Genomic DNA, 8,612 nt, shown 5'->3' on the forward strand with positions numbered 1-8,612 from the left:
GCCTGCACCGCGCGCCCCTGTAGCCGCTGGCGAAGCCTGCGTCCGAGGACGAAGTCCTCGCAAAACCGCTGCTTGCGGTACATCAAGAACACTCGGGAAGCAGGTTTTACGACTGCTTCGCAGCCGAGCGCAGGCTACGCCAGCGGCTACAAGGATCTCGTTCGCTCGTTAAATCTGCGACAATCCGCCCCCTGCATAAATAGACGACCCTTGCGTACCCGATGACTTCCGAATCGCCTGCAATCGACCAGCTGCTGAAAAACCTCGACCAAGCCATGCTCGCCGACCGCCACCGGTTGCGTCGGCAGTTGCTTGAACTGCGCAAGAAGCCCGACGAGGCCAAGCTTGGGCAGTGGGTCGAACGCATGCAGGCGTCCTGCGCCCAGGTGGTCACAAGGCGCGCCAGCGTGCCGTCGATTCGCTACGACGACAGCCTGCCGATCGCCGCCAAGCGCGACGAGATCAAGGCTGCGCTGCAAAAGCACCAGGTGCTGATCATCGCCGGCGAAACCGGCTCGGGTAAAACCACCCAGTTGCCGAAGATCTGCCTGGAAATCGGCCGCGGCCAGCACGGCCTGATCGGCCACACCCAGCCTCGGCGGATCGCCGCGCGCAGCGTGGCCAGCCGGGTTGCCGAAGAACTGGCGACGCCGCTAGGTGCTCTGGTGGGTTATCAGGTGCGCTTCGAGGACCAGAGCGACTCGAACACCCTGATCAAGCTGATGACCGACGGCATCCTGCTGGCGGAAACCCAGAACGACCGCTATCTGGAACGCTACGACACCATCATCGTCGACGAAGCCCACGAACGCAGCCTGAACATCGACTTCCTCCTGGGCTACCTGAAGACCCTGCTGCCGCGGCGCCCGGACCTCAAGGTCATCATCACCTCGGCGACCATCGACCTGGAGCGCTTCTCCAAGCACTTCGACAACGCGCCGATCGTCGAGGTTTCCGGCCGCACCTTCCCGGTGGAAACCTGGTACCGCCCGCTGACCCTGGAGCAGGACGAAGAGGGCAACCGGGTCGAGGATGACCTGACGGTGGACCAGGCAATCCTCGCCACCCTGGATGAAATCGCCGCCCATGAGCGCAGCGAACGCCGTAGCCCGGGTGACGTGCTGGTGTTTCTGCCGGGCGAGCGGGAGATTCGCGATGCCGCCGAAATGCTGCGCAAGGCCCAGCTCAAGCACACCGAAATCCTGCCGTTGTATGCGCGCCTGTCACCGGCCGAGCAGCAGCGGATTTTCCAGTCGCACCCGGGCCGCAGGGTGGTGCTGGCGACCAACGTCGCCGAGACCTCGCTGACCGTGCCGGGTATCCGCTACGTGATCGACAGCGGCACCGCGCGCATCAGCCGCTACAGCTACCGGGCCAAGGTCCAGCGCCTGCCCATCGAGGCGATTTCCCAGGCCAGCGCCAATCAGCGTAAAGGCCGCTGCGGCCGGGTCGAGCCGGGTATCTGTGTGCGCCTGTACAGCGAAGAGGATTTCAACGGCCGTCCGGAGTTCACCGACCCGGAGATCCTGCGCACCAACCTGGCGGCGGTGATCCTGCAGATGCTCCATCTGCGCCTTGGTGAAATCACCGCCTTCCCCTTTATCGAGCCGCCGGATGGCAAGGCCATCAGCGACGGTTTCAACCTGCTGCAAGAACTCTCGGCGGTGGACCGCAACAGCCAGCTGACGCCGCTGGGCCGCCAGTTGGCGCGGCTGCCGGTGGACCCGCGCATGGGTCGCATGCTGCTGGAAGCGGCGAAGCTGGGCAGCCTGCAGGAAGTGCTGATCGTCGCCAGCGCCATGTCGATCCAGGACCCGCGCGAGCGGCCGCCGGAGCGCCAGCAGGCGGCCGACCAGGCCCACGCGCAATGGAAGGACGCCGACTCGGATTTCGCCGGGCTGGTCAATCTTTGGCGCGGCTTCGAAGAGCAGCGCCAAGCGCTGACGGCCAGTCCGTTGCGTAACTGGTGCCGCAAGAATTTCCTCAACTACTTGCGCCTGCGCGAGTGGCGCGACTCCCATCGCCAGTTGAGCCTGATCTGCCGCGACCTGCAACTGAGCCTGAACAAGGAACCGGCCGACTATCCCAAGCTGCACAAGGCGGTGCTGGTCGGCCTGCTGAGCCAGATCGGCCAGAAGACCGAGGAGGGCGACTACCTCGGGGCCCGTCAGCGGCGCTTCTGGGTGCATCCGTCGTCCGGGCTGGGCAAGAAACGTCCACAGTGGCTGATGACCGCCGAGCTGGTGGAAACCACCAAGCTCTATGCGCGTATGGTGGCGAAGATCGAGCCGGACTGGATCGAGCCGCTGGCCGGGCACCTGATCAAGAAGAACCACTTCGAACCCCATTGGGAGAAGAAGCGCGGGCAGGTGGTGGCCTACGAGCAGATCACCCTGTTCGGCCTGATCGTGGTCGGCCGCCGCCCGGTGCATTACGGGCCGGTGGACCCGGTGGTGTCGCGCGAGCTGTTTATCCGCGAAGGCCTGGTGCGTGGCGAGATCCAGTCGAAAGCCAAATGCCTGAGCGCCAACACACGCTTGCTGGAACAGCTCGACGAGCTGGAAGCCAAGGCCCGGCGCCGCGACATCCTCGCCGACGAGGAAACCCTGTTCGCCTTCTACGACGCGCGCCTGCCGGCGGAGATTCATCAGACCGCGACCTTCGACAGCTGGTACCGGGTCAACAGCCAGAAAGACCCGAAGCTGCTGATCATGCGCGAGGAAGACGTGCTGGCCCGCGAGGCCAGTGAAGTCACCGCCATGCAGTACCCGGACACCCTGCAGATCGGCGATCTGGAACTGGCCCTGAGTTACCACTTCGAGCCCAACCACCCACGGGACGGCGTGACCCTGCGGGTGCCGGCGCCGCTGCTGCCGGCCTTGCCCGCCGAGCGCCTGGAGTGGCTGGTGCCGGGGCTGGTGGAAGCCAAGTGCATTGCCCTGGTGCGCAACCTGCCCAAGGCGCTGCGTAAGAACTTTGTGCCGGTGCCGGACTTCGTCAAGGCGGCCCTGGCGCGTATCGACTTCGCCCAGGGCTCGCTGCCCCAGGCGCTGGGGCGCGAGCTGCTGCGCATGACCGGGGCGCGGGTCAGCGACGAAGCCTGGGCCGAGTCGGCGCAACAGGTGGAAAGCCACCTGCGGATGAACCTGGAAATCGTCGACGCCCAGGGCAAGTTCCTCGGCGAAGGCCGCGACCTGGCCGAACTGACCGCGCGTTTCGCCGAAGCCAGCCAGGCTGCCCTGGCCGTGCCGCAAACCGCGAAAAGCCAGCAGCCGGTAGAGGCCAAGGTGTTCGCCGCGGTGGCGGAGAAGACCCAGCAGAAGATCGCCGGGCTGTCGATGACGGTGTATCCGGCGTTGGTGGAAGAGGGTGGCACGGTCAAGGAGGGGCGCTTCTCCACCCCGGCCGAGGCCGAGTTCCAGCATCGCCGCGCCTTGCAGCGCCTGTTGCTGCAACAGCTGGCCGAGCCGGCCAAGTTCCTGCGCAACAAGCTGCCGGGGCTGACCGAGCTGGGCCTGCTGTATCGCGAACTGGGGCGTGTCGATGCCCTGGTGGAAGACATCCTGCTGGCCAGCCTCGACAGCTGCGTGCTGGAAGGCGAGGACAGCCTGCCCCGGGACGGCGCCGGCCTGGCGTCGCTGGCCGAGCGCAAGCGCGGCAACTGGACCGAGCACGCCGAGCGCCTGGCGCGCCTGACCCTGGACATCCTCAAGCTCTGGCACGGCCTGCAAAAGCGCTTCAAGGGCAAGATCGACCTGGCCCAGGCGGTGGCGCTGAACGACATCAAGTCGCAGCTCGGCCACCTGGTGTACCCGGGTTTTGTCCGCGAAACCCCGACGCAATGGCTCAAGGAGTTGCCGCGTTACCTCAAGGCCGTCGAGCTGCGTTTCGAGAAGCTCGGCAGCCAGGTGCAGAAGGACCGGGTCTGGAGCGGCGAGCTGGCTGGCCTCTGGAGTCAGTACCAGGCTCGTGCCGGCAAGCATGCCCAGGAAGGCAAGCGCGACCCGCAGCTGGAGCTGTACCGCTGGTGGCTGGAGGAATACCGGGTATCGCTGTTCGCCCAGCAATTGGGCACCAAGGCGCCGATTTCCGACAAGCGCCTGAACAAGCAGTGGAGCCAGGTGGAAGCCTGATACGACGCCTGTAGCCGCTGCCGCAGGCTGCGATAAGGTCCGAAGGACCTTCCCGCGATCTCAGGGAGCACACCCTCTTCGAGGTCGATCGCAGCCTACGGCAGCGGCTACAGGGATCGGCGACGTTACGGCGATTACGCTTGCCGATGGGGCCAAACGCCAGCGGTTATGGCAAACTTCGCCGTTATAAATGCCGGCCCCGCGGTTTTGAGCGTTCGCCGCCCGGGCAAAGCGGAATAAAGCCATGTCAGGTCCGATTCCGCCAGTCGGGATAGACCATTTACGGTTTGGTACGACGGTGCCAATACCTTCTGCCTGAACAGAATAGAGGAACGAACGTGCATAACGTCGTCATCAGCGGCACTGGCCTGTACACCCCGGCCAACAGCATCTCCAACGAAGAGCTGGTGGAGTCTTTCAACACCTACGTGCATCAGTTCAACGCCGACAACGCGCAAGCGATCGAGCGCGGCGACGTTCAGGCCCTGACCGAATCCAGCGCGGCCTTCATCGAGAAGGCCTCCGGCATCAAAAGCCGCTTTGTCATGGACAAGGACGGCATCCTCGACCCGCAGCGCATGACCCCGCGCCTGCCCGAGCGTTCCAACGACGAATGGTCGGTACTCTGCCAGATGGCCATCGGCGCCGCCGAGCAGGCCCTGCAACGCGCCGGCAAGACCGCCGCGGACATCGACGGGGTGATAGTCGCCTGCTCCAACCTGCAGCGCGCCTACCCGGCCATCGCCATCGAAGTCCAGGAAGCCCTGGGCATCGCTGGTTTCGGTTTCGACATGAACGTGGCCTGCTCCTCGGCCACCTTCGGCATCCAGGCCGCCTGCAACAGCGTGCAGCTGGGCCAGGCCCGGGCGATCCTGATGGTCAACCCGGAAGTCTGCACCGGCCACCTGAACTTCCGTGACCGTGACAGCCACTTCATCTTCGGCGACGCGGCCACCGCGGTGATCATCGAGCGGGCCGACCTGGCCACCTCGCCGTACCAGTTCGACATCATCAGCACCAAGCTGCTGACCAAGTTCTCCAACAACATCCGCAACAACTTCGGCTTCCTCAACCGCGCGGCGGAAGAGGGCATCGGCGCGCCGGACAAACTCTTCGTGCAGGAAGGCCGCAAGGTGTTCCGCGACGTCTGCCCGATGGTGGCGGAACTGATCGCCGAGCACTTGCAGGAAAACCAGCTGAACGTCAGCGACGTGAAGCGTTTCTGGCTGCACCAGGCCAACCTCAGCATGAACCACCTGATCGTCAGGAAGCTGCTGGGCCGCGAAGCCACCGAAGAGGAAGCACCGGTGATTCTCGACACCTACGCCAACACCAGTTCGGCCGGTTCGGTGATCGCTTTCCACAAGAACCAGGACGACCTGCCCAGCGGCTCGCTGGCGGTACTCAGCTCGTTCGGCGCCGGTTATTCGATTGGCAGTGTGCTTCTGCGCAAGCGTTGACAGTCTTATGGATCGCAGCCGCTGATCGGTGGCCGTCGGCTCCTGCATGGGGCCGGCGGCGCTGGCCGGCTGTGATCCCTGATTCCGATTACGAGGCATGAATGTCCGCAGCTGACGACACGCAACTGCTTGAACGCCTGTTGGCCGGCGAGCAAAAGGCCTACAAGGAACTGGTCGGCACCTACCAGAGCGCCATGCGCGCCGTGGCCTACGCCATTGTCGGCCAGCGCCACGCCGACGAAGTGGTGCAGGATGCCTGGCTGTCGGTGGTGCGCAACCTGGCCGGTTTCCAGGGGCGTTCCAGCCTCAAGACCTGGCTGTTGACCATCACCGCCAACTCGGCGAAAAGCCGCTACAAACAGAACCGCCGGGAAGTCCTGCTGGATGACCTGCCGTCCCCCCACGGCACCATCGGCGACGAACGTTTTTCTTCCTCTGACGGGCACTGGCTGGTGGCGCCGTTCGCCTGGCACGCCGACACCCCGGAAGCCCTGCTCACCGAGGCCGAGCTGCGCGAATGCCTGGAACACACCTTGCTGAGCCTGTCGGAACTGCAAGGCAGCGTGTTGACCCTGCGCGAGCGCCAGGGCCTGGAGTTGGAGGAGATCTGTAATCTTCTGGACATTTCCCTCTCCAATGTCCGGGTGCTGCTGCACCGGGCGCGGCTGAAGATTTTTGCCACGGTGGAGCACTTCGAGGAGACCGGCCAATGCTGACCTGCAAGGAACAAGTGGCACGCTCCAGCGACTATCTCGATGGTCAGCTGAGCTTTCGCCAGCGCCTGATCCAGCGCCATCACCTGTTGTTCTGCCCCAATTGCCGGCGTTTCCTGCGGCAGATGCGCCTGATGCAGGCCACCTTGCGCAAGATGCCGCAAGCGCCCGTCGCCGATGTCGACGCACTGGCCGAACGCCTGGCTGCCGAGCACAAGCGCAACGCCTGACTTCCGCCTGAACTCCCGAGCCTGTAGCCACTGCCGCAGGCTCGACCTCCTTCCGACAAGGCCCGCAACCCCCTGCAGCGATCTCGAGAACAGCGCCTGTTTTCGCCGTCGATAGCGGTGCTCGGCAGCGCTTGCATTGGATCCGACTTTGCGCAAAATCCCCTACCCAAGGCTCTAGTACAGGCTTTTTGCCTTATTTCGTTTGGAAGTAAAAAAGTTCCGCTGTCATTAAATCTTTATCTAGCAGCAACTCCCCTGAAATAACCCGCCGCCAAGATTCCCTCCCAACACAAGCGGGCCTGACTCGCGTGTTTTTTCCAGCGCTACAGACCACCAATTAGGGGAAATCTTCGATGATCCGTAAGCACTTCGCCGGTTTTGCCGCCAGCGCCCTGGCCCTGGCAGTTACCGCCCAGGCTTTCGCTGGCACCGTCACCACCGATGGCGCCGATATCGTAGTCAAGACCAAGGGCGGCCTTGAGGTTGCCACCACAGACAAAGAGTTCAGCTTCAAACTCGGTGGTCGCCTGCAAGCCGACTACAGCCGCTTCGACGGTGTCTACACCAAGAACGGTGACAGCGCCGACGCCGCTTACTTCCGTCGCGCGTTCCTCGAGCTGTCCGGCGTGCTGTACACCGACTGGGCCTACACCATCAACTACGACTTCTCCCACAACACCGGTGACTCCGATAACGGCTACTTCGACGAAGCCTCGCTGGCCTACAACGGCTTCAAGCCGGTGTCGATCAAGGTCGGTCGCTTCGACCCGGACTTCGGCCTGGAAAAAGCCACTAGCTCCAAGTGGGTCACCGCGCCGGAACGTAACATCTCCTACGACATGGTCGACTGGGCCAACACTCACCAGAACGGCATGGGCCTGCAGGCTTCCAGCACCTTCGCCGACTCCTTCTATGCCTCGGCCGGCGTGTTCAGCAAGGACACCGACGACACCGACGGCGACAGCGTCAAGCAGGTCAACGGTCGCTTCGTCTTCGCCCCGATGCACGATGCCGGCAATGTCCTGCACTTCGGTGTGAACGTGGCTTCGCGCGATGTCTCCGACACCGCTTTCGACTCCCGCTATCGCACCCGTATGGGCATGCGTGGCGTCGAGACCCTGGGTGGTAACGATGCCGGTACCAACGGCAACCGTCCGGTGCTGGGCGGCAGCTCGACTTCGCCTGCCGGCTCCTACGACCGTGACACCGCTTTGGGTCTGGAAGCCGCGTTCGCCATGGGCCCAGCCTCGATCCAGGGTGAATACATCACCCGTAAGACCAAGGCTGATTCCAACGCCTACGAAGACATCAAGGGCCATGGCTTCTACGTGCAGGGCGCCTACACCCTGACCGGCGAATCCCGCGGCTACAAGGTTGGCAAGTTCGACGCCATCAAGCCGGCCAACAAAGCCTTCGGCGCCTGGGAACTGTTCTATCGTTACGACAGCATGACCGTCGAAGACGACAACATCACCACCGCCAGCCTGACCCGCGACGTCGGCGATGCCGAAGTCAAGGTGCACAACCTGGGTGTGAACTGGTACGCCAACGAAGCAGTGAAAATCTCCGCCACCTACGTCAAGGCCAAGACCGACAAGGTCACCAACGCCACGGCCGCCAGCGGTGGTACTCCAGCCGCGCGTACCGGTGACGACGACGGCGACGGCTTCATCGTTCGCGCCCAGTACGTGTTCTGATGTCGATGCACTTGCTGTAAAGAGCTCTTTCTCATCCGTTAAAGCTCCTTTCGTTTCAGCCCCGCTCCGGCGGGGCTTTTTTTTGCCTGTCCTCTCAGACCGTGCTGGAGTGAATATCGGTTACTGAAATTTAAGCGAACGCAGGCCTGAGGCTTACCAGACCTGTCGAGAGCTGATTCAGCGAGTCGGCTACCGACAGTCACAGACACAATGGAAATGACCATGCAAAGAATGGCGAGTGACTATCGCACCGGGCCTCAAACCATTGCTGTGCTGGCAAGCGGTGAAACCGTATCGGTAGGGACAGTGCTGAAAGCCGAAGTAGACATGCTGTACATCGTTAGCAGCATCACGACTGATGGCAAGAAAATCGCTTTCG

Annotated in this window: 5 protein-coding genes; all 5 read left to right on the forward strand. The window is 63.3% G+C overall.

From position 1 onward, the window contains the following. The first annotated feature begins 221 nt into the window (after window positions 1–221). The 5 genes from hrpA (at window position 222) to J4D52_RS27140 (ending at window position 8,233) form a co-directional block, all read left to right on the forward strand. Entirely contained in the window at window positions 222–4,133 is a 3,912-nt protein-coding gene (gene hrpA / locus J4D52_RS27120) for an ATP-dependent RNA helicase HrpA (protein ID WP_102676189.1), read from the forward strand. 338 nt (window positions 4,134–4,471) lie between these two features. Further along, window positions 4,472–5,593, forward strand: a complete 1,122-nt coding sequence (locus J4D52_RS27125; RefSeq protein ID WP_063428899.1) for a beta-ketoacyl-ACP synthase III — start codon at window positions 4,472–4,474, stop codon at window positions 5,591–5,593. 101 nt (window positions 5,594–5,694) lie between these two features. Further along, window positions 5,695–6,309 (forward strand): RNA polymerase sigma factor, encoded by a 615-nt coding sequence (locus J4D52_RS27130; protein WP_025805084.1) that lies wholly within the window; start codon window positions 5,695–5,697, stop codon window positions 6,307–6,309. Further along, complete coding sequence (locus J4D52_RS27135) at window positions 6,303–6,536, forward strand: anti-sigma factor (protein WP_025805085.1); 234 nt, start codon at window positions 6,303–6,305, stop codon at window positions 6,534–6,536. Before J4D52_RS27130 ends, J4D52_RS27135 begins: the two co-directional genes overlap by 7 nt. A gap of 353 nt (window positions 6,537–6,889) precedes the next feature. Beyond that, a complete protein-coding gene (locus J4D52_RS27140; RefSeq protein WP_025805086.1) occupies window positions 6,890–8,233 on the forward strand; it encodes an OprO/OprP family phosphate-selective porin in 1,344 nt (447 codons plus the stop codon). The last annotated feature ends 379 nt before the right edge of the window (window positions 8,234–8,612 follow it).

This window comes from Pseudomonas sp. GW460-12-10-14-TSB1, from assembly GCF_017349775.1.
GTDB classification, from domain to species: Bacteria; Pseudomonadota; Gammaproteobacteria; order Pseudomonadales; family Pseudomonadaceae; genus Aquipseudomonas; species Aquipseudomonas piscium.